This window comes from Brevibacillus sp. M2.1A (assembly GCF_013284355.2).
Lineage (GTDB): Bacteria > Bacillota > Bacilli > Brevibacillales > Brevibacillaceae > Brevibacillus.
Genome location: NZ_JABSUY020000001.1, coordinates 1878263 through 1901731, shown reverse-complemented (window position 1 = coordinate 1901731; position 23469 = coordinate 1878263). Strand labels below are relative to the sequence as shown.

Annotated in this window: 20 protein-coding genes; 7 read left to right on the top strand and 13 right to left on the bottom strand. The window is 47.1% G+C overall.

The annotated features are described in order from the left end of the window. Nucleotides 1-54: 54 nt before the first annotated feature. From HP567_RS09435 to HP567_RS09425, 3 genes are all read left to right on the top strand, one after another. Entirely contained in the window at nt 55-2043 is a 1989-nt protein-coding gene (locus tag HP567_RS09435; RefSeq protein WP_173608941.1) for a serine hydrolase, read from the top strand. A 74-nt stretch (nt 2044-2117) separates the two neighbouring features. Continuing rightward, nucleotides 2118-2270 (top strand): hypothetical protein, encoded by a 153-nt coding sequence (locus tag HP567_RS09430; RefSeq protein ID WP_007726025.1) that lies wholly within the window; start codon nt 2118-2120, stop codon nt 2268-2270. Between the two features lie 210 nt (nt 2271-2480). Then, nucleotides 2481-4484: a serine hydrolase gene (locus HP567_RS09425; RefSeq protein WP_173608942.1), complete on the top strand. Its 2004-nt coding sequence runs from the start codon at nt 2481-2483 to the stop codon at nt 4482-4484. A gap of 324 nt (nt 4485-4808) precedes the next feature. Here HP567_RS09425 and HP567_RS09420 read toward each other — a convergent pair whose 3' ends face one another. The 7 genes from HP567_RS09420 to HP567_RS09390 form a co-directional block, all read right to left on the bottom strand. Then, a complete protein-coding gene (locus HP567_RS09420) occupies nt 4809-5504 on the bottom strand; it encodes an Imm3 family immunity protein (RefSeq protein ID WP_173608943.1) in 696 nt (231 codons plus the stop codon). A gap of 3 nt (nt 5505-5507) precedes the next feature. Next, nucleotides 5508-8768, bottom strand: a complete 3261-nt coding sequence (locus HP567_RS09415; RefSeq protein WP_173608944.1) for a deaminase domain-containing protein — start codon at nt 8766-8768, stop codon at nt 5508-5510. Nucleotides 8769-8805: 37 nt separating this feature from the next. Beyond that, the gene (locus HP567_RS09410; protein WP_173608945.1) at nt 8806-9180 is read right to left on the bottom strand and encodes a DUF4280 domain-containing protein; all 375 of its coding nucleotides are present in this window, start codon (nt 9178-9180) and stop codon (nt 8806-8808) included. Nucleotides 9181-9387: 207 nt separating this feature from the next. After that, complete coding sequence (locus HP567_RS09405) at nt 9388-10317, bottom strand: S66 peptidase family protein (protein ID WP_173608946.1); 930 nt, start codon at nt 10315-10317, stop codon at nt 9388-9390. A gap of 49 nt (nt 10318-10366) precedes the next feature. Beyond that, a complete protein-coding gene (locus HP567_RS09400; protein ID WP_173608947.1) occupies nt 10367-11734 on the bottom strand; it encodes a sigma-54 interaction domain-containing protein in 1368 nt (455 codons plus the stop codon). Continuing rightward, nucleotides 11721-12482 carry a response regulator gene (locus tag HP567_RS09395; RefSeq protein WP_173608948.1) on the bottom strand — a complete coding sequence of 254 codons (762 nt, stop codon included), beginning with the start codon at nt 12480-12482 and terminating at the stop codon, nt 11721-11723. The genes HP567_RS09400 and HP567_RS09395 overlap by 14 nt, the downstream gene beginning before the upstream one ends. Next, on the bottom strand, nt 12469-14040 hold the full coding sequence (locus tag HP567_RS09390; RefSeq protein ID WP_173609144.1) for an ATP-binding protein: 1572 nt from the start codon (nt 14038-14040) through the stop codon (nt 12469-12471). Before HP567_RS09390 ends, HP567_RS09395 begins: the two co-directional genes overlap by 14 nt. Before the next feature lie 99 nt (nt 14041-14139). Here HP567_RS09390 and HP567_RS09385 point away from each other — a divergent pair, with 99 nt between their 5' ends. Next, a complete protein-coding gene (locus HP567_RS09385) occupies nt 14140-15189 on the top strand; it encodes a DctP family TRAP transporter solute-binding subunit (RefSeq protein ID WP_173608949.1) in 1050 nt (349 codons plus the stop codon). Nucleotides 15190-15194: 5 nt separating this feature from the next. Here the strand turns inward: HP567_RS09385 and HP567_RS09380 are convergent, their stop codons facing one another. The 3 genes from HP567_RS09380 to HP567_RS09370 form a co-directional block, all read right to left on the bottom strand. Beyond that, nucleotides 15195-16649, bottom strand: coding sequence for a HAMP domain-containing sensor histidine kinase (locus HP567_RS09380; RefSeq protein WP_173608950.1), 1455 nt, complete (start codon nt 16647-16649; stop codon nt 15195-15197). After that, nucleotides 16615-17304 (bottom strand): response regulator transcription factor, encoded by a 690-nt coding sequence (locus HP567_RS09375; RefSeq protein WP_173608951.1) that lies wholly within the window; start codon nt 17302-17304, stop codon nt 16615-16617. Before HP567_RS09375 ends, HP567_RS09380 begins: the two co-directional genes overlap by 35 nt. A 213-nt stretch (nt 17305-17517) precedes the next feature. After that, nucleotides 17518-18252, bottom strand: a complete 735-nt coding sequence (locus tag HP567_RS09370; protein WP_173608952.1) for a stalk domain-containing protein — start codon at nt 18250-18252, stop codon at nt 17518-17520. Nucleotides 18253-18499: 247 nt separating this feature from the next. Here HP567_RS09370 and HP567_RS09365 point away from each other — a divergent pair, with 247 nt between their 5' ends. Then, entirely contained in the window at nt 18500-19792 is a 1293-nt protein-coding gene (locus HP567_RS09365; RefSeq protein WP_173608953.1) for a dicarboxylate/amino acid:cation symporter, read from the top strand. A gap of 49 nt (nt 19793-19841) precedes the next feature. Here HP567_RS09365 and HP567_RS09360 read toward each other — a convergent pair whose 3' ends face one another. Continuing rightward, nucleotides 19842-20096 carry a hypothetical protein gene (locus HP567_RS09360; protein ID WP_173608954.1) on the bottom strand — a complete coding sequence of 85 codons (255 nt, stop codon included), beginning with the start codon at nt 20094-20096 and terminating at the stop codon, nt 19842-19844. A 327-nt stretch (nt 20097-20423) separates the two neighbouring features. On the opposite strand from HP567_RS09360, the gene HP567_RS09355 reads away from it, so the two are divergent. Beyond that, nucleotides 20424-20921, top strand: a complete 498-nt coding sequence (locus HP567_RS09355) for a cation:proton antiporter regulatory subunit (protein WP_173608955.1) — start codon at nt 20424-20426, stop codon at nt 20919-20921. A gap of 2 nt (nt 20922-20923) precedes the next feature. Continuing rightward, entirely contained in the window at nt 20924-22156 is a 1233-nt protein-coding gene (locus tag HP567_RS09350; RefSeq protein ID WP_173608956.1) for a cation:proton antiporter, read from the top strand. A 47-nt stretch (nt 22157-22203) separates the two neighbouring features. On the opposite strand, the gene HP567_RS09345 is transcribed toward HP567_RS09350, so the two are convergent. Both HP567_RS09345 and HP567_RS09340 read right to left on the bottom strand, forming a co-directional pair. Beyond that, on the bottom strand, nt 22204-22764 hold the full coding sequence (locus tag HP567_RS09345; RefSeq protein ID WP_173608957.1) for a peroxiredoxin family protein: 561 nt from the start codon (nt 22762-22764) through the stop codon (nt 22204-22206). Further along, entirely contained in the window at nt 22748-23443 is a 696-nt protein-coding gene (locus HP567_RS09340) for a hypothetical protein (protein ID WP_173608958.1), read from the bottom strand. Before HP567_RS09340 ends, HP567_RS09345 begins: the two co-directional genes overlap by 17 nt. Nucleotides 23444-23469 lie beyond the last annotated feature (26 nt).

The following is a 23469-nucleotide window of genomic DNA, read 5'->3' as shown; positions in this document are numbered from 1 at the left end:
GCTCTCAGAGTCGGTGCGCCAAAACGTTTTGTAACACAAAAAGGAGAATCGCACATGAAAAAAGTGATACAAAAAATGAGTCTCGTTGTTTTTCTTCTCTCCACAACCTTGATTTCCGCATGCACACAGTCGCTCGGTGCTGTTGAATCTACTCAGACTGCTTCCATTGCTACCCAAGGACCGGTGGATGCCAAAGAAATAGAAGCGTTTGCTGATCCACTGTTTGCAAAAAAAATGAAAGAATTTAATGTGGCTGGTTCCAGCTTTGTTGTCGTCCGTGATGGCAAAGTCATCGTGAACAAAGGCTACGGTTTTGCTGACAAGGAAAAGAAAACCCCTGTTGATAAAGACACGGTGTTCCAAATTGGCTCAGTATCGAAAACCTTTACCGCCTTGGCTGCCATGCAGCAAGTCGATGCGGGTAAAATTGACCTGCATGCCAATATAGAGGAATATCTCGGTGGGCTAAAAATTCCGAATAAGACAGGAAAACCAGTCACCATGTACGACTTGCTCGCCTACACACCCGGCTTCGAATTTCCGGACGAAACTACCTTTACCGGTCCACAATACATCGGGCAGGACATCTCTATGGATGAATTCTTTCCAAAGCACATGCCGGTCATCGTCCGACCACCTGGCGAAGTCTATACGTATGATAATACAGGATTCTTGCTCGCTGGCTACGCTGTGGAAAAAACAAGTGGAATCCCATTTTACCAGTATATGGATGAAAAAGTGTTCAAACCTCTCGGAATGTCCTCGACCAGTGTACGCTTGAAGCCTGAGCTCATGAAGAGAATGGCTACCAATTACTTTAATACTGGCGAGCAACGTCCGCTAGAAGGAACCAATCCAACTGATGGTCCGCAGGGAAGCATTATATCAACAGCAGATGACATGGCAAAGTACATGATCATGCACCTGCAAAACGGAAAATTTGACGGCAAGGAAATCGTCAGCCAGAAAAGCTTGGATTTGATGCATACGCACCAGTATTCCGCGGGTGACATCCCGATCACAACCTTAGGCTTTGAAAACTATTTTCCAGAGTATGCAAATGGTCAGAAAGTTGTTTTGAAGGGCGGAAACATGCCAGGCCATTCTTCCCTGATGGTATTGATCCCGGAACATAAAACCGGCTTTTTCATGTCCTACAACAATGATTCAATGGTTAGCGCTGATATTTACAAAGAATTCATGGATCATTATTTCCCAGAAACAGAGAAAAAAGCTGAGCCTGTTTTCATGACCTTGAGTGAAGCGGATGCGCAAAAATATGTCGGGCTGTATCAAAATACACGTGCCTATTGGACACGCACTTCTATTACCTATGAGAATGGATCACTCGTGCTTGAGAGTGAGGCAACCGGAAAACAAAAACTGCGAATGATTAAACCATTGCTATTTGAAGATGAGACAGGCGAAAAAGTCGCGTTCAAGGAAGACAAAAACGGTAACATCAACTACTACTATTATACAACAGCAATAGGCGTTAACATTGCTGGCGAATCTCAAAGAATGGAAATGGAAAAGACCTACTCAGACGTCCCTAACACTAGCAGCTATAAGACCCATATCAACAACCTCAGCGCCCTTTCCATTATGGGAGCGAAATCAGGAAGTAAATTTGATCCTACAGGGACCATGACACAAGGCGAATTTGCTGACACCCTGATCAAAGCAGAAGGCCATTACGTAATGGCCGGGAGTGAAGACGGACTTAGACAGCAATTGGCCGCAGGCATCCCTAATTTGAACCCATCGGCACCAATTACAAGACAAGTCGCTGCTGCCATGATCCAAAATTTAAAGCAGCTTGAACCTGTGGCAACCAGCAAAGTGACGCTGCAAGACCCGGCCGACGCATGGGCAAAAGATGCGATCACTGCTCTTGTTTCACAAGGCATCGTCGATCCTGACACGAAGGTAAACGCAGATGGCTCTTTCACATTCCGCGCAAAAGATTTACTGAAGCGTCAAGAAGCCAGTGCCTTGCTTGACTTAGTATTTGGTTACTATTCATTGCCGATTAAACGATAAGCATCCTTTTCCTCTTTTTGGGATAAAGTAGGGACTTGTTGTATACCCTACTCCTTTGAGGGAGGTGACTGGTCGTGGAAAATAGCGATAAACACAGGGGACAAGCTGAACAAAAAGATTCAAGTGACTTGAATGAGAAGGAAATCGAGCTTCAGCATCAATTTCAAATGTTCCCTACCCCGGATGAAAAGCGCGCCTCAAAAGTGATTACCGAGCTGAAAGATTAATAATTACTCTCCCCTACTTTAAGGCTGTCGAGAAACTCGGCAGTCTTTTTCATATGCTCTTGGAACCTGCGTATGAGCCAGTGCCAAAGTGTCATATGACAGAAAGTTACTACCGAGTATGACAAGAGCTTTGCCATACTGTGCTCAAGCGCTCACTCTCGGAGTCGGTGCGACAAAACGTATTAGCAAAACCCCAAAGGAGAATCACACATGAAAAAAGCTTTTCAAAAAATGAGTCTCACGGTTTTTCTTCTCTCCGCGACCTTGATTGCCGTATGCACCCAGCCACTCGGTGCAATGGAAATAAATCAGACTGCTTCCATTGCTGCCAATAACATAAAAGGACCGCTGGATGCAAAAGAAGTAGAAGCGTTTGCCGATCAACTGTTTGCAGAGAAGATGAAAAAATTTAATGTGAATGGTTCCAACTTTGCTGTCGTCCGTGATGGCAAGGTCCTCGTGAACAAAGGATACGGCTTCGCTGACAAGGAAAAGAAAATCCCTGTTGATAAAGACACGGTGTTCCAAATTGGCTCTGTAACGAAAACCTTTACCGCCATGGCGGTCTTGCAGCAAGTCGATGCGGGCAAAATAGACCTGCATCATAATGTAGAGGAATATCTCGGCGATCTAAAGATTCCCAATAAGACGGGAAAACCGCTCACTCTGTACGACATGCTTACCTATTCAAGCGGCTTCGATTCTCCTGACATCACTACCTTTCTCGGTCCACAATACATCGAGCAGGACATCTCGATGGCTGAATTCGTTTCAAAGAATAAAATGCCGTCCGTCATCCGACCACCTGGCGAGGTCTATTCCTACGATAATACAGGATTCTTACTCGCTGGCTACGCCGTGGAAAAAGCAAGTGGAATCCCCTTTGCCCAGTATATGGATGAAAAAGTGTTCAAGCCTCTCGGAATGACCTCGAGTAGCGTTCGCTTAAAGCCTGAGCTCTTGAAGAGAATGGCTGCCCATTACCGCCCTAATGGCGAGCCACATCCCGCAGAAGGATTCATTCCAAGTGATGCTCCGCAGGGAAGCATTCTATCAACGGGAGAAGACATGGCCAAGTACTTGATCATGCAGCTGCAAAACGGGAAATTTGACGGCAAGGAAATTGTCAGCCAGAAAAGCCTAGACTTGATGCATTCCTATCAGATTTTCGCCGAAAAGGACATCCCGGTCACAACAGTAGGCTTTGAAAACCTCTATAGAGAGCTGGCAAATGGTCAGCACGTGGTTTTCAAGGGAGGAAATATACCTGGCCATGCTTCCCTGATCGTATTGATCCCTGAACAAAAAACCGCCTTTTATATGTCCTACAACAGTGATTCGGACATGAGATCCGATATTTTCAAAGAGTTCATGGATCATTATTTCCCCGAAAAAGAAAAAGCAGAGCCTGTTTATTTGCCCTTGAGTGAAAGAGATGCACCAAAATATATCGGGCTGTACCAAAATACGCGTGGCTTTTGGAACCGCACTTCGATTGCCTACGAGAATGGCTCACTCATGCTGGAGGATAAAACCGGTGGAAAACAAAAGCTACGAATGATTCATCCACTGCTGTTTGTAGATGAGGAAGGCAATAAAATCGCGTTCAAGGAAGACAAAAACAGCAACATCCAATACTTCTATTATTCCACGCCAAAAGACGTCACACACGCCGTTGCCCATTCACAAAAAATGGATAGGAAGGAGACTTACTCAGACGTCCCTAACACCAGTAGCTATAAGACCTATATCAGTAATGTCAGCGCTCTTTCCATTATGGGAGCAAAAACGGAAGGTAAATTTGATCCTACAGGGACCATGACACAAGGCGAATTTATTGACGCTCTGGTCAAAGCAAATGGCTGGTACGGATTTCCCGGGGACGAAGACATGAATAGACAGCAATTGGCCGCGAGCCTCCCTGATTTGAACCTTTCGGCACCTATTTCAAGACAAGCCGCTGCTGTCATGATCCAAACTTTGAAGCAGCTTGAACCCGTGGCAACCAGCAAAGTGAAGCTGCAAGACAAAGCCGATGCATGGGCAAAAGATGCGATCACTACTCTTGCTTCACAAGGCATCGTCGATCCTGATACGAAGATAAGCGCAGATGGCTTCTTCACATTCCGCGCAAAAGATTTGTTGAAGCGTCAAGAAGCAAGTGCCATGATTGATTTAGCGTTTGGTTATCATTCTTTGCCGGTTAAGTGGTGAGTAGCTGTTTGCTCTTTTTTGGGAAACTTTCTTTCGCCCACGGCTGTCGAGTAACTCGGCAGCCATTCTTCTTTTAGAAAAAATCCGCTTATAGGACATGGATTCTCTCCAGAACCTTCATCTCTGCGAGACTCTCGTGTGCATGCTTAAAAGGCTCATTCCTCCTCGCCGTTCGAGTTGGAATAAGCCTTTGAAAGTTAGTTTAAGCGTTTATTAAGTTTTTTTGTGTTTGGTTTGTTGTATAGTACGATTTTGCTGTTGAAGTTTTAAACCAAGTTTACACAAAACTTTTGAAATACCCATGCAATCGTCGCCAGTTGAGCCTTAATGATATGCCAAACGATCTAATACCCGTTCTATTCTCAATTGCAATTTTTGTTTTTCATTTTTAGATAGTTGTTCTCCAACATCATCAATGTTAAATTCTTTAAGGGTTATTTCAATATGTTTAAGTTCAACAGTATCCGTCAAACCGTCCTCTAACAATCTTTCAGCTAATGTAGTGTAGACTCCAATTTTTTCACTCTTTGTGTTTCTACAATCTCTTTTAAATCTATCCAATACTTCTTTTGCAATTTGATCAGGAGTTTTGTCTTTTGAAGTTATCGAATTATAGTAGTTGTTAACTTCATTAATCATTTCATCATAGTACCACATAGCTCTTGCATTATTAGTTAATTGTTTGTTACTTAGGTTAAATAAAACTTCATTCTTTCGGGTAATTAATTCTTCATATTCGCTTGCAGATAGTTTCTGTCGTAGAACTTCGTAGTCAACCTCATCTAAAAGCTTTATTATTATATCTTTTGATTTATGAAACACGTAGGGTTGCTTTAAAACTAGCTCACTATACCTAACTAAAATTGTAGCTTTTTCTAGATCACCACTATTCATTATTAGCTCGAAATCTTCGAAAGTCTTGGCTAATGCTTCCAAATTACTCATGTTCCTATATTTGTATTCCTGAAATGTTTCATCAAATGAGTTCAAAATCTCTCTATATTTTAATTTAGGAATCATGGTCTAGCCTCCCGTTTTTTTAGTTGGTACGATAGGATTTCCTTGATTATGAAGTACTTCAATTTGAATGTTCTTAAACTTCTCTGTAAATTGTCTGATGATGTAATTACAACTTCCACAAGTATCCTTCTCTGTAAACATAGTTATTTTTCCTCTTGCATTTGTATTGTTCCCTAGATCCTTTGCTATTTCATTTAATATCTTATATTCTGTATCGTCAATCCTTAAAGACTCAATACCAAGTGCATTAGGTGCGGTTGTGGCTTCAAATATTGGATCGTCTGGAAGTCCAGATATGTCTTTTATATTTGGGTTTCCAGAGTGTTTTTCCACTTGACTGTGCGCATAGTATTCTTTTTTGGGTAATTCTATATCCAGGTCAACCTTTGTATAAGAAAAGTTTCCTTTACCACTTTTTAAAACTGTATTGGATAGATTTCCTTTATATTTAGATGCAGCTATCAATAGGTCCTTGTCAATTATTTGATCAACTTGTCTTGTTGTGACCCACTCAAAATCAATGAGTTCACCTGTATCTGGATCACGAGTGTATCTGTGTTCATATGGAGTCGATCCTTTCGATGGATCACCTTTATCCGTCCCCTCAGTATCCGGCTTCTTATCTCCTTGAGGATCATTTTTCTTAGTACTATCACCCTTACCCTTAGGAGGCGTAGAATGATTCGAATTCCCAAAATCGCCGTTCACTACCTTTGGTAAATCCTTCTCATCAGGAATCTCGTGAGGTTTTTCAGCATGTTGAGCATGCCCTGTCCTCGCCTCAGTATCTGGCTTATTACTTCCTTGAGAATTATTTTTGTTAGCACTATTAGCCTTGCTATTCAGTGACGGAGAATAATTCGAATGTCCAGAATCCCCATTCACTACTTTTGGTAATACATTTTTATTAGGAATATCGAGAGATTTTGCAGCGTGTCCCGTTTGGGTTTCTGGGGCACGAGAACCAGTATGGCCCTTCCCACCATCCAGTCGATCATCAATCTCTTTATTCGACTGCTCTTTCATTTTCATCTGAAGCTTTTCAACGAGTCCTTGAATCTCTGCCTGCTTATCACCCGGTGTCTTAGCACTCGTCTTCATCTTCCCATCAAAAATCGATGCTCCGCCATCCATCATATTATCGACAGAGTTAAGCAATAGTCCACCTATTCCTTTTCCTCCGCCACCATCCAAACCCTTTCGACCACCTGGCCCATCCAGCTTATTGGCCAGTTTCACTGTCCGCGTAACGGCTGTACCTGTACCAGCACTAAGAGCACTTACCGCTACCTCTGCAACCACCATGTCTTTCTTAAACTCATTCTGACCCTTTGCATAGCTTTGTTCTTCTGATCTGGTCCACAGACCGCCGCTAAACAAGTTATCTTGATCATATTGGGCGTCTTTCACGAATGGGTCGATATAGTCATCGTATAGCCCTTGTCCAAACGACTTTGCATCGGATTTGATTTGTTCCCACGATTTATTGCCCGTTACCGTATCTCCCACGTAATTGACTGCATTCGTAGCGGTTTCTACAGCTCCTCTCGCGAGATCATTTCGTTCGAGGAGTGAAGGCCGCTCTTCTCCAGTCACCCCTTCGTAAATCGCGTCTACCAGATACGATGTTGGTAACGCGGTCGACGCAATATCTCCGGCATCTACTACCACATTCCACAAGCCTAACAAGGTATCTCCGAGAGCATCTAATTTCCCTTTCGCCTCAGATAATTGGTTGTTGACAGTTCTGCGCAACATGACGGCAGCCAAACCGTTTTCCTGAACGTCCTTTTCAAACGCACTTAATATTCTCGGAAACGCCTGACGTACGGTCGCATCCAGCTTAATCTCCTCACTACTGGATTTGTTTTCCTCCAACAACTCTATCGTATCCGACGCCGTTTTCACGTTCAAGCTCTTAGTCCCGGACAAAGACACGGCTGCCCCTGTCAAGGTCAGGGCACCACTCGCACTGATATTCACATTCGAGGTACTTTTCAGACTGACGCCAACATCCTTGTTCATCGAGATGTAAAGCATCCCTTCCTGAGCAGTCATCGTCAGCTCTTTATCCCCGAGCGTAAACTCTTTTCCCTGCGGATTCCCAAACGTCTTCACACCGGGGTCCTGCATTTGCCGCTCCTGCTTCTCGGCAGCCGCTCCTTTGGGCGCATGGCGCACGGAGTTCATGACCATGCCGTCGTCTTCATCGGCGCTCGGGAAGTACAGCTTTACCTTTGAGCCGAGCTCGGGCATGAGGTACAAAATTTGGTTGCCTTCCGCCGCATACGGGAACCACTGGGCCTTGCTTGGCTCTTGCTTTTTGTCCATGTTCAGGTGGAGCTTGACCTGATTGCGACCGATTTGAATCACTTTTCCGTCGATCGCCGCACCGATGATGGCCTTGTTGTACAGCTTCGTTTGCTTGACGGCTTCTGGCACGGCACATATGTAGCTCCACCTCAAGAGTCCCTGCTCCAGCTTCCCAGTGACTTTTGTAATGACAAACGTTTGCCCTTCCCGCTGCACCTCATCCCCGATTTGTAGCAGATCGTCATAATCGAAGGCGTACGTCGTGTACTGGTACTCGCTGACAGACGAGGAGCCGTTTGCGGCCTTTTTCATGTAGGGCGCGATGGCCCGGTTGACCTCGTATGGCGATTCGTCTTCCAGCTTGATTTGCTTGCGTCCCTCGGGCATGCCGATCCACAAGCGTACCTTATGCGCACTCAAATCCGGTACGAGGACGGCTCCGACATGGGACGCGATTCGCTTTAAAAAGGTCCAGTCTGTTTCCTCGTACTGCATGATGAATTTGCCCTGCTGGCGATCGTCGAAGGCTTGATCGATGACATCTCCACCGTGATAGATGGACATGATTTCGTCTACGACATCCCGGTACAACCGATTCACCTGTTGAAACGAACGTGTTTTCACGCTCATGTCCAACGCATATGTATGCGACACGGCCTTTATTGTGACGTAGTGAATATCCCGTACGACCTTGATTTCCACATGATCCAGCCGCCCCATGAAAATCGGCTGTTTTTCCCCGCCTTCCACCTTGTACAGCTCGATGGGATCGTGGGTGCCGGCACGATTGATGATCTCGTCCTCTTTGTCTTCCGGGACAATTCCTGTGATCGTGAGCGTGGCATGCGTGCCTGTTTGATGGACGAACTCCAGCTGATCTAACCGTATTGGTCCATATGGCCAAACGACTTTTATATCCTGATAGGTCATGACGCCGCTTGTACGCTGCATATTCTCCCCCCTCCTTTTCTAGCAAGCGCGATAAGCGTCAATCCTGACCGTCTTTTTCAATCGTGATGATGCCTGAACGATTGCAAACCAGCTGCGACCTGCTCAGTAAGGCATGCTCGTTGTCGATGAGCACATCGTGTTTTCCATCTGTCCATTTCGAGAACGTCTGTGGTACACACTCCACTCCTCCTGCCGCTTTGCAAAACCCAAAGCATCCGATATTCACGCCGGGGACGTGATCGGCGACATTCATGACAGGCTTGTTAAGGCTGTAAACGCCATGGCACAAGGGTAAATTCAAAACGCCGGGGTCGGTTCCCTGACTGCACTTGAGGGTCGCTCCCCGCACGACATATGAGTACTCGGGGCTGAACAGCCCCATTGCAAGTGCTTGAAGTAACGCTAGCATCATTAGACCTATCTCCCCTTCCCAAAAAATCCTCCGCAAGCAACTTCCATATTTCGTCTTATTTTTACATTCCATCTAATAATCGGGATAAATTGGAAAATAATTTATGGGTCAAACGTCCTGTTTCCTTATTTTTCAAAATAACCCAAAAAGGCCTCCACCAACTCTGCGATAGTTGGGGAAGCCTTCTTGAAAGAAAAAGCAATCTCGTTATATCGTTACACTTTCTTCGATCACCAGCTCACCGTTTGTCGCGTCGAGACTGGCCTCTACGCCCAGAGGGAGAGCAATGTTGCACGCGCCATGCCCGATCTGTATGTTCCAGATGGTCGGCTTTCCGTACGGTACGACGATATTTTGAAACACATCCCAGACAGAGAAGCCTTCGCGCTTTTTCGGCTCACAATCGGTCCATGTCCCGATGACGACGCCCGCACAATCATCAAACAAGCCACCCTGAGCAAGCTGTGTCAGCATGCGGTCAATCCGGTACGGCTCCTCGTCGATATCCTCCAAAAACAACAGCTTGCCTCTCGTATCGAGCTGGTACGGGGTCCCCATCAACGCGGAGACGAGGGCGAGATTCCCGCCGACTACAGGTCCAGATGCCTGACCTTCGACGAGACAGACGATTTCTTCCCCCGGCGGATTCATGATCGCTCCCAATGGCTCGGGGCGAGTCATGGCGCGCAGCAAATATTGCTTGGACCAGTCATCCAATCCATGCGCGATGTCTGAGGTAGCCATCGGTCCGTGAAGGGTAGCCAGATTCGCACGCTGTCCAAAAACGGTATGCAGCGCCGTAATGTCGCTGTAGCCGATAAACAGCTTCGGGTTTTGGGCGATGAGGTCATAGTCGAGCAAAGACAGGATTTGCGGGGAACCGTAACCGCCACGCATGCACATGATCCCGTCTACTTCCTCGTCGACGAACATGGCATTCAGCTCAGCCGCTCGTTGCTCAGGAGTTCCCGCCAAATACCCACCGTACGATTCTCGGCACGTATCCGATATTTTCACCTTGTATCCCAAACCTTGCAGCTCTGCCATTGCTTTGTTCAGCACTTCTTCTGTAGCAGGGCTAGAGGTTGCCACTACTCCGATTGTATCGCCCGCTCGCAATGCTTTCCCTTTGTTCATCTGTCCAGTCTCCTCCTCCGGGTTCTCTCCCCATTATCGTACATCTGTGTCAAATGGTGCATAGCCATTTTCGCAGCTTGCGACTTGCAGACGGCTGGCTGATTCCGAGCGCTTCCGCTACCTTTGTCGTCGTTTTATGCTGCTCATACGCCCGGTGCACGAGCTGCCGCTCCACCTCGTCCATTGCCTCCTGCATCTGCATTACACGATCAACCTTGATCCCCTTGTGCTCCCTGTACTCTTGGTTATGTATGTAACGCGGAATTTGCGCGGGCGTAATGAGGGTATCGTGAGACGTAACGACGAGCCGTTCCACTACATTTTCCAACTCTCTCACATTTCCAGGCCAATCGTATTCACTGAGGATGCGATAGCAGGTATCTGCGAGCTGTCTCTCCAAGCAGTACTTTTGCGAAAAGACATTGAGAAAGTAATGAACGAGCACGGGTATCTCTTCCTGTCGTTCGCGCAGCGGTGGAATTTCTAACGGGACGACGTGAATGCGATAGTACAAATCCTCGCGAAATTTGCCTTCCTTGACCATTTGCCGCAGGTTTTTATTCGTGGCCGTGATCAGCTTTACATCGACTTTTCGCGAAACAGAGCTGCCTACGGGCGTAATCGTTTTTTCTTGCAACACATTCAACAGCTTCACTTGCAAGGAGAGTGACATCTCCCCGATCTCGTCCAAAAACAGCGTGCCTCCGTTTGCCTTTTCAATCAAACCTGCCTTGCCATCCTTGTCTGCTCCCGTAAAAGCACCCTTTTCATAGCCAAACAGTTCTGACTCCAGCAATGTCTCGGGAATGGCTCCGCAATTGATATGCACGAATGGCTTGTCCACCCGCGGACTGCACTCGTGGATGTATTTTGCCAGTACGCCTTTTCCGACGCCTGATTCCCCTAGCAGGATCATGGATGATTCTACCTGCGACAGTTTTTTTGCCATCATGGCGACTTGCTCCATGGACTGACTGCGGTAGATCAAGCTAGTCTCTCCTTTTTGCCTGTTGTTCTCCTTGGTCATTTCACTCTGCAAGACCGTTCCGACGTACTTGACTTCATTTAATTCCTGCTGAAGTTGCTCCTGGCTCGTTATATCAATGAACGTATGGATCACTCCGTTAAAATTCCCGTCCTGATCCCAAATCGGTGTACCTTCCACAAAAAGCTTACGATTTTTGCGGGTGGTTTGAATCGTGTGTATCTTTTTCTTGTCGCGAATGACCCGCATCGTGATCGTTGGCGCAAAATAACCGTGATGATAAAACTCTTCAATCGGCTTGCCCATCATCTCCCTAGGATCGATTCCGAAAAATTCCTCATAGCTTCCCGAGCAAAACAAGGTCCTGCCTTCTGCGTCTGTTACGTGTACGATATCAAACAGCGAGCCTAACAAGGCTTCATAATCGACCATGGCGCTCCTTACCTCCCGTGCCCCCCGCATCTTGTGGAGTGACACGTACATAGCGATTCGTCGGTCTGCCTACCCCACCATAGCTGACATCCATTCTGACACTCCCGCTCTTCTCCAGATAGTCCAAATAGCGTCTAGCTGTTACTCTCGCGATCCCTACGCGTTCGGCCACGTCATCTGCCGAGAGCGGCTGACTCTCTTTCTCGATCTGGCGCATGATCTGCTCCATGGTGACAGCGTGCAGTCCCTTCGGCAGCACTGCCCTGCCAATAGTGGCATCGGCTTGTTCTTTTTCCGGGCTTTTGCGGAATAGCAGTTGGTCGACTTCATCCTGGGATGCGGTTCCCTCCCAATCAATCCGTCGGCGAAACTCTCGATAGTTTTCCAACGACTGCTTGATCCGTTCAAACTGAAATGGCTTGATAATATAGTCCATTGCCCCATTGCGCAGCATCGATTGAATCGTGGTTTTGTCCTTTGCGGCTGTTACGACGATGACGTCCACAGCATGTTTGGCGGCACGCAGTTCCATCAGTGCCTTCACCCCGTCCTGGATCGGCATGAAAATATCAATGATCACCAAGTCAGGATTGAGCTCATTCACTAGCTTGAGTCCATCTGCCCCGTTGGCTGCAATTCCGACCACGACGAAGCCCGGGACACGCTCAATGAACTGTTTGTTGATTTCCTGTACCATCGGATCGTCTTCCATAATCAGTACCCGAATGTGATCGTTATCCTTCTCCATGACTCTCCACCACCCCCATCGGAAACGTTATAAGAAAGCTGGCCCCTTCTCCGCGTGCCGAATGGCAAACCAGCTCGCCTCTCCCTTTATTGACCAGCTGCTGCACCAGATGCAGACCAAGTCCACGGTGCGCGCGTTCTTTCGTAGAAAATCCCCGTTCCAGCATGTGTCGGCGCGTCTCTTCGTCCATGCCGATTCCATTGTCCTCCACCAGGATGGAGCAAATCTCTTCGTCTTGCTCGATACTGATCATAATCTCCTTCTCCTCGCGTTCGATTTGCTCCAGTGAATCAAAGGCATTCTCGATCAGATTCCCCAAAATGAGCACGAAATTATGATGATCCATGTACGGCGGAAAACGTTCCAGATGACTCCTGCGATCAATCACAACTCGAATACCCAGCTCTCTTCCGCGACTTACTTTGCCAATCAATAGCCCTGATAAATTCTCATCCATGATCCGCGTCGTTAAAAAGGAGATGAGCTCCTCCTGCTGCTCGTTGACCTCGAACAAATACGCGAGCGCCTTTTCATGCTGATGGAGCTGGAGCAAGCCTGCGATGGTATGCAAATGGTTCATGTGCTCGTGGTTTTGTACCCGCAGCGCACCGACGAATTCTTTTACGCCTGTCAGTTCCTCCGCCATTCTCGCCACTTCTGTTCTGTCCTGAAAAATCGCAATCGCGCCGACGATCTTTTCCTCGACCTTGATCAGAAAACGGTTGGACCAGAGCAGTGTATTGCCGACGTGAATTTCCGTGTTGGTAAAATTCTGGCGAAGCTCCAGCACTTCTGGTAATCTGGTGTCGTGCAGGACAGACCGTATGTGCTTGCCCAGCACCTCTCCTTCGATGCCAAAAATTTGCTTCGCCCTGTCATTAAAGATCGTAATTCTCTCCCGATTGTCGATGGCGATGACTCCCTCATGCATGGAATGGAAGGTTGCGGTTCTCTCTACCAGGATTCGCGCGATTTCGTCCGGCTCCAGGTCGAGCATCTGCTTTTTCATGTGACGGGCCAACTGATAGGAACCCCACACCCCGAACAATAAGGAGAAGAAGAAGGTAAGGGCAATATTGTTTCGCTCGCTGTACAAGATCCCCCAAACATCAGGCATGACACGTCCGACCAAGACAACACCCACCTGCTGATGCTGGTCATCCATGATCGGCACGTAGGCCCGCAGAGCCATTCCCATCTCTCCTTTGACTTTTTGAAAATAGGAGTGCTCGGCATAGGCCTCATCAACCGCAGGGTCCATAAACACCGTACCAATCCGCCCATCTAATGGGTCTGAATAACGGACACGCTCCATATTCAGCACGACGATATACGTCACATCATTGACGACGCGCAGGTTGTTTGCTGTCGGTTGGATCACCTTCCATCCGTCTGGTTCCTGAATACTTTTTTGTACATTCGGAATCGTCGCAACCGTGCGCGCTGTGGTCATCAGCCGTTGTCCCAGTTGGGTTTCCGTAATCCGAATAATCCCTCCGGCCATGATCAAGTTTCCGATGATCAAGGAAAAAAAAACGATTCCGACGGAGAGCAGCATAATCTTCCATTTGATTGTTAAACGTTCGAACAGGTTCGTTCTTTCCTTTCCATTGGGTTTGCAACTCACATTCATTCAACATAAGCAGGTGTTTTGAAAATGAAATCGTTGGTAACCAGTACATTCATTGTCATACTCGGACTTGTGAGCGCTGTCATTATAGGCTTCGGACCAGATTCTCTGATGGAAAACAGAGGGTACGATGAAGAACAGGTAGGGCTGTCCAGTCAAATTATCATCAAGTTCAGCCACGTAATCGCGGAAAACACGCCGAAGGGTCTGACTATCGAACGCTTTTCCCAGCTAGTGAAGGAAAAGACAAACGGACGTGTAGAGGTACAAGTCTTTCCCAACAGTATCCTTCATACCGAGAAAACCGAGATGACTGCTTTGCAAAACGGCGAAATCCAGATGATTGCCCCTGCGTTCTCCTATCTGTCAAACACGATTCCCGAATGGGCTGTCCTTGATCTGCCTTATCTGTTTCGATCACAAGAGGACGTCGAAACCGTATTCAATGGAGAAATCGGCCAAATACTATTCGATAAGCTCGAAGATTCCGACATGAAAGGACTGGCCTTCTGGGGAAGCGGCTTTAAGCAAGTGACAGCCAACCGCCCGTTGATTATGCCTTCCGATTTTGTCGGCCAACGTTTGCGGATTATTCCTGGCAACGTGATCGAAGCTCAATTTCGCACGCTCCGGGCAATCCCTGTAGGCTCTTCCTTCAATGAATTATACAGCATGCTGGCTGCCGGAAAAGTAGACGGCGAAGAAAATACGATTTCCAACGTGTACACCAAACGGCTCTACCAAGTTCAAAAGCACATGACGATCAGCAATCATAGTTATTTGGGTTACACTGTGGTGATTAATAAAACGTTTTGGAACAATCTCCCCGCCGATATTCAGCAGGCGATATCGGAAGCGATGCAGGAAGCGACAGCTTACAATAATCAATTGGCTGTATCGATGAATGACAAACAGCTACGCTTGCTCCAAGAAAACGGGGGAATGAACATCCACATACAGACAGCAGAAGAACGTGCGGCCTGGATCGAAGCGTTGCAACCAGTCTACGATCAATTCGCTCCGAGCATCGGAGAACCATTGATGCAGAAAATCAGAGAGCTCCACCAACGCCGGTGAAGCTCTCAAGCAATCTCCTCGCTCTGGTCCTTGCGCATAGGCAAAATGAGCGTAAAAACCGATCCCTCTGACGTGCTCTTTGCGAGGAGGAGATCACCGCCAAGCGCCTTCGCCATCATGCGAGAATAGGACAACCCCAACCCAAGTCCACGTACTTTGTCTTTTTTATTGCTGCCCCGGAAGAAACGCTCAAACACAAGAGGCTGTTCCTTTGCGGGTATTCCTGGTCCATCGTCTTTGACGTCGATTCGTAAATCTGTATCCGTTTTGTAGAGAGTGAGCGCTATGTTCCCCTTCTCGCCAACAGCCTGTTTCGCGTTGTTCAATAGGTTAATCAAGATTTGCTGGACACGGCCCGGATCGACATAGATCATTGTCTGCTTTTCCAGAACCCTAACGGTAAACGTGACGTGACCGAGGTCGTGGACAATCTGCCATTGTGAGGCGATCTCGCGGATCAGCTTGTTCACGTTTTGCTCTTCCTGACAAACAGTGATCGCTCCTACGGCAAATGAATTGAAGTCTAGCAAATCCTCTACCATTTTTTGCAGGCGCTTTGTTTCCTTCAGACAGATTTCCAAAAACTCCTTCTGCTCCTCACCGGAAACCACCTCGTCGTTAATTGCCTGGATTAATCCGCTAATCGACGTAACGGGGGTTTTCAGCTCGTGTGTCACTCCAGCCAAAAGCTCTGTTCGCATGCTTTCCAACTGCCGAAGACGGTCGGCCATTTCCGCAAATGTATGCACCAGCTCGTGAATTTCTTTTTCCTTGATCGTTTTATTGAGCAAGACGTCGTAGTTTCCTTCTACGATCTGTCGTGCGGACATCACCACATTTTGAATCGGTTCAGACAGCTTCCGCGCATGAAAATAAATAACCGCCCAGCCAAGCACACCCAAACTCCCCAGCATGATGACCAAATATTGGATTTCCTCTTTCCCTACCTTGATATCTGTTTCGGGGAAAAGCAAGATCACCTTGCCAATGATTTGGTCATTGAACTCCAGATTTTTCCTGATTACATACAGGGTCTCACCTGACGGATGCCTCACTTTATCCCGCTTATCTGCCTGCTCCAACAACTCAGGTGCTGCCTGCTGCAATGGAGGCGGAAGCTTGGTTGGCCGACTGTATACGACCTTTCCTTTTACATCTTCAATGAATAAAATCAAATTGCGATCCACACCCATAAACTTTCGCCGATTATCCAATACCTGATGAAGTTTTTCCCCCACCAAAATATTTCCAACATCATCGACGACCCGATCAGCCACTTCCTCTGCAAACAGTCGCGTGACCTCGATCTGCTTTTCAATCGCGGCGTACTTGATCCAATAGGCAGAGACAGCCCCAATGATGAGCAATCCGATCACGAGGGTGAGTAGATAGCGTGTGGTCCAATAGCGCAGCAGCGATACGGGCTCATTGTTTTTTATAAACACAGAATTGATACCCAACCCCTCTTTGCGTCTTGATCTCGCCTTCCTGAACTGGCCAATTCTCCAGTGTCTTTCTGACCCGCTTGATCGCCAGGTCTACAGCACGGTCACTCCCGCCATAGTCCATTCCCCATACTTGTTCGATCAATTGCTCTCGGGTAAAGGTCTGATTCGGATTTTGTGCCAGAAAAAGCAGCAAGGACAAATCGCGCGGGTGAAACGTCAGTTCGAGACCGTGCAGCGTCACGTGATGGGACTGAAAGTTTATTTTTAAGCTTCCAAATAGTCGGGTTTCCTGATCTTTCACCAAAATAACAGAGCGGCGCAGCACCGCATTGACTCGTGCAATTACTTCATCCGCGACAAAAGGCTTCGTTATGTAGTCATCTGCCCCTTGATTGAGTCCTTTGAGCTTTTGGTCTGTTTGACCGAGCGCCGTCATCATAATGACTGGACAGGAGCTCTTTTCGCGAATGTACTGGAGAATCTCCCAACCGTTGCGTTCAGGGAGCATGACATCCAACAGAACCAGATCCGGCTTTTTTTCGTCAAAAAGCTCCATCGCCTTGATTCCATCGTTCGCTTGCAAGACCTCATACCCTTCCTTTTGCAAGTAAGCCTTCAGCACGCGCGATATCACCAGTTCATCTTCTACCAACAAAATGCTTTTCATATCTTCCCTACCTGATTTACAGACATATGATCATTCCTATTCGAGAATTCTCTCGCATGGTCTCTCTAATCATCTACGTACTTCTATTCTATCAGTTTACAACCTTGTATTAAAATTTGGCTTTGATGTTTTTGGAAAATAGGAAAAAAGCCTTGCATCCTGTGAAAAGGAGCAAGGCTTTTTTTGTGAGAAACGTCCCCACTTTGCGGGAAGTTAGTTGATAACGTCACCTTCGAAAGTGATATCTCCATCGCTAGCGTCAGCGGAGAAATCATACAGGTTATCGTCATCCTCATCGACAATTTCACCGTCAATATCTGCATCTTCGAACTCATCCCAAATATCTTCCACTACTTTTTCCACGAGTTCTTCGAAATCAGATTCATCCAGATCCTCATATTCATCTTCGAATTCTTCACGGTCAACTTGGATTTCTACATCGATATCATCTTCGTCGCCACTCAGAGAGATCTTCCACTCGATATCTTTGTAGTCATCGTAGTAGTTATTCAGATCGTCTTCCAGATCGTCCAGATCGTCATCGTCTTTGCTACTGTTATTCTTCTTGCTGTTTTTCAAATCAGAGATCTCTTTGTTCAGGCTATCGATGGTGTTTTGCAGACTTCTGATTTGAGCATCACGTGCAGCTAACTCGTTTGCGTGTTGGGAGTTAGGCAAGTCTTTTACTGTGATGGTGTACTTCGCGCCATCCCATGCTACATCCTTGCTGAATACGCCAGCCATCATGCGAAGTGGAATGTACGTGGTTCCGTTTACGATGAATGGTTCGATTGTTGTTGGAACAGCTGCACCGTTATAGATAACTTTAATGTTGTTGTACTTAGCTTGCAGATTCTTCGTTCCAGTAGCCGCTTGAGAGCTCGTCGGAATAAGTGTGGTAGACAGAATCAACGCTGAGGCAATCGCCAGATATTGCTTCTTGAACATAGAAAATCCTCCATTCTCCCGGTTGTCTGTTTCTTTCGTGTCACTATGTACATCTCTTACTTTACCTATCGTTCGTGTCGAGAGTATGTCAACAATTGATTTTTTCCTTTCCAATTTGAGGGGTTTTCTATGACCAAAAGGACCAAAACAACCAATATGACCGTATCATTTTCAATTTTCCACACCATTTATACAATGCAAAAGAGAGGGATAAAGCGCTTTCAATTCTTGGAGGAGGAGTGATTCGATGCGGATCAACTTTAAAAATCTGACCGTACAGGTCGTTATAGCCATCATCCTCGGTATTTTAGTTGGTCATTTTGCACCCAAATTCGGCGCAGAGCTGAAGGTGTTGGCCGATATTTTTGTCAAACTGATCAAAATGGTCATTCCACCGATTGTCTTCTTCACCGTGGTGAATGGAATCGCCAGTATGGGAGACATGAAAAAGGTCGGTAAGATCGGCGGCAAAGCGCTGCTCTATTTTGAAATCGTTACCACAATCGCATTGGCCATCGGACTGCTCGTGGTCAACCTGATCAAGCCTGGGGTAGGCTTTGACAAAACGGGACTGACCAGCGGGGACGTTTCCAAGTACACGGAGGCTGCTGCTCAGAGTAACAACGGTTTTATCGATTTTATTGTGAAGATCATCCCGGAAAATGTCGTCGGGGCGATGGCAAATGGCGAGCTGTTGCCTATTCTGTTCTTCGCTGTCCTGTTTGGTCTCTCACTCGCTGCCATGGGGCAAGCGTCCCAGCCTGTCATCAAGCTGTTTGACAAGCTGACACACGGATTTTTTGGTGTCGTCAATATGATCATGAAGGTCTCGCCAGTAGCTGCATTTGGCGCGATGGCGTACACGATTGGGAAATTCGGCATCGGGTCGCTGACCAGACTGGGCCTTTTGATGACGGCTGTCTACATCACAATGTTTTTGTTCATTATTCTCGTCCTGGGCGGGATCGCGCGCTACTACAAATTCAGCATCTTCTCGTTTATCAAATACATTCGGGAGGAAATCCTGCTCGTGCTCGGAACATCCTCCTCAGAGTCCGCTCTTCCAAGAATGATGGATCGGCTGGAGAAGTACGGCTGCTCCAAATCCGTTGTCGGTCTGGTCGTACCGACGGGCTACTCGTTTAACCTGGATGGCACCTCGATCTATTTATCTATGGCCGCCATTTTTATCGCCCAGGCATATGGCATCGAGCTCAGCTTTTGGGAACAGGTCACTCTTTTAGGAATTCTGATGATTACGTCAAAAGGGGCTGCCGGTGTCACAGGTTCTGGTTTCATTACACTCGCCGCTACCTTGGCAGCCTTCCCTGTCATTCCGGTCGAAGGCATTGCCCTCTTGCTCGGCGTCGATCGATTCATGTCAGAAGCTCGTGCCATCACGAATCTGATCGGAAATGGCGTAGCTACCGTGGTCATAGCCAAGCATGAGAATGAGTTCCATCCGGGACGCGTCCAGCAAACAGATGAAACTGCCAGCGAGACGGACAACGAGTCAGAGGCAAAACCGATTATGGCCTAGTCCAGATAAAAAAGAGGTTCTCCTATTCCCGAGAGAACCTCTTTTTGCTTTAGTCATTTGGCCATGTTTTACGAAGCTCCACCTCAAATTGGCGCAGGTGATTAATTCGCTTCTGTGCTGCCTGATACTCCTCCTGCCAGCCCTCTTTCTCGCGCTCTCTGATCAGCTCCGCCTTTTTCTCCAACTCCCTTACCTCATTGCGCAATGCGATCACGATGTCCAATAGCTCATCCATCTCCATGGACCGCATGTCTTGAATAAAGACCCATTCCGCTTCTGTTAATCGATACTGTTTGTTCGCCATGTTTCATCATCCTTAAAATAACCTCTTTCGAAGCCGGCTCATGGAGGAGCGACTTCGCTTTAGAGGAAAGTTGATATTCCTGTACGTTTATAAGTGTGTCATTTTTTAATAAAAATGTTTCATTTCAAAGAAAAATCATGTCATTTCGTGTATAATAGTTGTTGTAGGTATGAATGTCGACAATAATCCGCACAACAGGGGGGATTATTACTAAAATATCACCGGAATGGATATAATTCCAAATAATTATTGACGACTTGTTGCTCACTGGGAAAAAAGAGCCGATATCTATGCCAATACAGTGTCTTGCGTGAAGGAGGATCTTACATGTTCTCGATTAGAGAATCCGATTTGCCAGGGATCGGCAGGAAGTACCAGGTCGAAACCAGAAGTGGCGACAAGCTGGTTATCGTCATTCACGATGATGGCCGCCGGGAAATGTATCACTTTGACCGTGATGATATAGACGAAACAATCTCCATGGTTACCCTTGACGATGATGAGGCGAGACAAATTGCTGCCATCGTAGGCGGTTTGACGTACAAACCATCTGCACTGGAAACAGTCGAGGTTGCGTTAGACAAACTCATGATCGAATGGTACAAGATTGAATCGAACGCTCCTGCCATTGGCAAGACGATTGGGGAGCTCAACATTCGTCAAGAAACTGGCGCTACTATCATCGCCGTTATCGAAAAAGACCATAATCAAACGATTAATCCCGGCCCCGAGTATGTCCTTTGTACAGGATCTACGTTGGTCGTTGCAGGTGAACGGAAGCAGGTGAAGGCTCTCAAGACTATTCTCAGCAACGGAGGTGAGTGATATTGGAGCACATCGTTTTTGAAGTCGGTCTTGCCCTCGCACTCATAGCAATGGCGGGGTTCCTCTCCATGAAGTTAAAATTCTCCATCGTACCCTTCTACATTCTCGTCGGGATGATCGTGGGTCCACACGCTCCCGACATCGGCTTGTTTGATCTCCGCTTTATTGAAAGCGCCCCGCTCATCGAATTTATGGGCAGAATTGGCGTACTCTTCCTGTTGTTTTACCTCGGACTTGAATTTTCAGTAGGCCGCCTGATCAAGGCTGGTCGATCTATTGCCGTTGGCGGTACCATTTACATTGTCATCAACTTTACCCTCGGCCTCTTGTTTGGTTGGGCTGCTGGATTTCCACTCAAAGAAGTTTTGATTATCGCAGGCATTACCACTATTTCCTCCAGTGCCATTGTGGCAAAAGTACTGGTGGATCTCAAACGTACAGCAAATCGCGAAACAGAGATGATCTTGGGGATCATCATGTTCGAAGACATATTCTTGGCCGTCTATATCTCAATCGTATCTGGCTTGGTGTTAAGCGGTGCAACTTCCCTTGCTGGCGTCCTCTCATCCGCATTGATTGCACTTGGCTACATGCTCTTCCTCATTATCGTAGGCCGCAAGCTCGTTCCTTTCCTGAATCGGGCATTGAACATCAAATCAAACGAAGTGTTTATGATTACGGTGTTTGCCGCTCTGTTTCTGATTGCGGGTTTTTCCGAAACGATCCATGTTGCCGAAGCCATCGGAGCACTGCTCGTAGGTCTCGTTTTGGCAGAAACACAACACATGAAGCGCATCGAGCATCTCATCCTGCCATTTCGTGACTTCTTCGGAGCCATGTTCTTCTTCAGCTTCGGTTTGACAATTGATCCATTGTCATTAGGTGGAGCCGTATGGTTGTCCATTGGTGCCGTCGCCCTCACCCTTTTCGGTAACGTCGTCGCCGGACTTTTGGCTGGGCGAAGTGCCGGATTGCCTCCGAAGGCTTCTACCAATATTGGACTGACCATCGTATCTCGCGGTGAGTTCTCCATCATCATGGCTAATCTCGGAAAAGCGGGCGCACTCATGGAAATTTTGCAACCATTTGCGGCTCTTTACGTTTTGATTCTCGCCATTTTAGGACCATTGCTGACCAAGGAATCCAAGCATATATACAAGCTGCTCAATGCTGTGTTTCGTCTGGATCGAAAGACATCCGTCAAGGAACCAGCAAACAAAGCAGACGCTGGATAATAGGAAAGACATGACTACCGACAGCAGATATGACTGCTGTCGGTTTTCTATTTGATCGCAGACAACATGTTTTCCATGATTTCTTCACTCATCGGGCCGATGTATTTGTTCTGGACCACGCCGTTCGAATCAATAATGTAGCTGGTCGGAATCGAAATGGCTTTGTACACATTCGCTACTTCTTTATCGGGATCGAGCAAAATCGGAAAGGTGATGCCATACAACTTCACGAAATCCGCCACCACTTCCGGGCTCGTCTCCGTATCGGTCAGATTGACCCCGAGAATAACAACGCCTTTTTCCTTGTTCTCTTCGTAGTAACGCTGCATGTCCGGCATTTCTGCGCGGCAAGGAGGACACCACGTCGCCCATAGATTGAGAATGACTTTTTTCCCCCGTAAATCGGACAGCTTGACTGTACCGCCACCTATCTGCTGCAGTTCAAAATCTGGAGCGGTATTTCCTTTTTCTATTCCAATCTGCCCGTTGCCTTGCTCGCCAGATGAAGCGATGGGTTCCTGCCTGTTCAAGATTTCCGCATCAAAAATACCCCATCCCAAAAGCCCCAAGAGTACGAGAATCGCCCAAACATTATGATGCTTCTTCATCAGTCGTTCCCCCTATCGGCTTCACTCGTCTGGACAAAAAGAGCAGCAAGAGAGCGAATGCATAGTACATGAGCTGTTCGCCAGAAAGTCCTGCAAACACAGCTTCTCGATTCGGAATAAAAAAGTGCACATAGACTTGGCTAATCGCAAACCACATCACGGGTGCAAGCCAAGCCGCCAGATGAATGAGTCCTTCCTTTGCCCGATGCAGCCACCAAAGAAAGAGGACGCATATGACGACCTGCTGTAGGTGATACCACATGCTGCTCTGTTCCAACAGGACCGTGAGCAGTTGGTAAACACCAGTTGCAGCAAGAAAACCTGTCGCCATTCCCAAGGCAACGAAATGAACAGGAATCGCTTTTTTGCGTACCGTCTTGGTGAGGTAGACGACAACTGCCACGACTGCCAGGATGGCTCCGGTTTCTCCCCCGGAAAAATAAAGAATCGATGAGGGATTCTCCACTGCCTTCGAAAAATGAAACAGGACGTAGCTGAACTTCCAAACGAGAAATGCCAGCAACAGTGCATTACTCAACAGCTCAATAACCGCTGATTTCATTTCTCTGCTATGTTTAAGCTGAGCGGATATAGCCACAAAGCCGAGCGAAAGTGAAACAATGACCGCCAGCATGCTCATTTTCAACAAAAAGGGGCCCATTTGAAAAGCATCCGACATTTTCGTTTCCTCCTTTAGGAAAATGG

Coding starts and splice junctions, on each gene's coding strand:
- HP567_RS09435 (WP_173608941.1), top strand. CDS start 55: ATGAAAAAAGTGATACAAAAAATGAGTCTCGTTGTTTTTCTTCTCTCC.
- HP567_RS09425 (WP_173608942.1), top strand. CDS start 2,481: ATGAAAAAAGCTTTTCAAAAAATGAGTCTCACGGTTTTTCTTCTCTCC.
- HP567_RS09420 (WP_173608943.1), bottom strand. CDS start 5,504: ATGATTCCTAAATTAAAATATAGAGAGATTTTGAACTCATTTGATGAA.
- HP567_RS09415 (WP_173608944.1), bottom strand. CDS start 8,768: ATGCAGCGTACAAGCGGCGTCATGACCTATCAGGATATAAAAGTCGTT.
- HP567_RS09410 (WP_173608945.1), bottom strand. CDS start 9,180: ATGATGCTAGCGTTACTTCAAGCACTTGCAATGGGGCTGTTCAGCCCC.
- HP567_RS09405 (WP_173608946.1), bottom strand. CDS start 10,317: ATGAACAAAGGGAAAGCATTGCGAGCGGGCGATACAATCGGAGTAGTG.
- HP567_RS09400 (WP_173608947.1), bottom strand. CDS start 11,734: ATGGTCGATTATGAAGCCTTGTTAGGCTCGCTGTTTGATATCGTACAC.
- HP567_RS09395 (WP_173608948.1), bottom strand. CDS start 12,482: ATGGAGAAGGATAACGATCACATTCGGGTACTGATTATGGAAGACGAT.
- HP567_RS09390 (WP_173609144.1), bottom strand. CDS start 14,040: ATGCTGCTCTCCGTCGGAATCGTTTTTTTTTCCTTGATCATCGGAAAC.
- HP567_RS09385 (WP_173608949.1), top strand. CDS start 14,140: ATGAAATCGTTGGTAACCAGTACATTCATTGTCATACTCGGACTTGTG.
- HP567_RS09375 (WP_173608951.1), bottom strand. CDS start 17,304: ATGAAAAGCATTTTGTTGGTAGAAGATGAACTGGTGATATCGCGCGTG.
- HP567_RS09370 (WP_173608952.1), bottom strand. CDS start 18,252: ATGTTCAAGAAGCAATATCTGGCGATTGCCTCAGCGTTGATTCTGTCT.
- HP567_RS09365 (WP_173608953.1), top strand. CDS start 18,500: ATGCGGATCAACTTTAAAAATCTGACCGTACAGGTCGTTATAGCCATC.
- HP567_RS09360 (WP_173608954.1), bottom strand. CDS start 20,096: ATGGCGAACAAACAGTATCGATTAACAGAAGCGGAATGGGTCTTTATT.
- HP567_RS09355 (WP_173608955.1), top strand. CDS start 20,424: ATGTTCTCGATTAGAGAATCCGATTTGCCAGGGATCGGCAGGAAGTAC.
- HP567_RS09345 (WP_173608957.1), bottom strand. CDS start 22,764: ATGAAGAAGCATCATAATGTTTGGGCGATTCTCGTACTCTTGGGGCTT.
- HP567_RS09340 (WP_173608958.1), bottom strand. CDS start 23,443: ATGTCGGATGCTTTTCAAATGGGCCCCTTTTTGTTGAAAATGAGCATG.